At 65.6% G+C, this 654-nt stretch carries 1 protein-coding gene; it reads right to left on the bottom strand.

Annotated elements, in window-relative coordinates; genetic code table 11:
• Positions 1 to 85: 85 nt before the first annotated feature.
• A partial coding sequence (locus tag EOA33_RS37705) for a PLP-dependent transferase (protein WP_190234539.1) occupies positions 86 to 654 on the bottom strand: 569 nt, incomplete at its 5' end.

The following is a 654-nucleotide window of genomic DNA, read 5'->3' as shown; positions in this document are numbered from 1 at the left end:
CCCGAAATCAGCCGGTCCGGAGCCGGCGCGCCGGCCTCCGGCTCGGCGCTTGCGACATCGACAGAGAGAAAATTCGGCGCCGCCATCAGACCTTGTCCAGCGCCTGTTCGAGGTCGGCGACGATGTCGTTGACGTCCTCGATGCCGACCGAAAGACGGACCGTGTCCGGCCCGGCGCCGGCCTTGATCTTCTGCTCGTCGGAAAGCTGGCGGTGCGTGGTCGAGGCCGGATGGATGACCAGCGACTTGGTGTCGCCGACATTGGCAAGATGCGAGAAAAGCTCCAGCGCCTCGACGAACTTGACGCCCGCCGCGTAGCCGCCTTTGAGACCGAAGGTGAACACCGCGCCCGCGCCCTGCGGCGAATATTTCTTCTGCAGGGCGTTGTTCTTGTCGCCCGGCAGGCTGGGATAGCTCACCCACGCGACCTTGGGATGGTTCGAAAGCCAGCCGGCGACGCTCGCCGCATTGTCGCAGTGGCGCTGCATGCGCAGCGGCAGCGTCTCCAGTCCGGTCAGGATCAGGAAGGCGTTGAAGGGCGAGATCGCCGGGCCGATGTCGCGCAGGCCGAGTACGCGCGCGGCAATCGCAAAGGCGAAATTGCCGAAGGTCTCGTGCAGCACGATGCCGCCATATTCGGGGCGCGGTTCTGACA

Origin of the sequence: Mesorhizobium sp. M4A.F.Ca.ET.050.02.1.1, assembly GCF_003997725.1 — a bacterium.
Taxonomy (GTDB): domain Bacteria; phylum Pseudomonadota; class Alphaproteobacteria; order Rhizobiales; family Rhizobiaceae; genus Mesorhizobium.
Note: the sequence above shows the minus strand (reverse complement) of the source record. Positions and strands in the feature narration are given on the sequence as shown.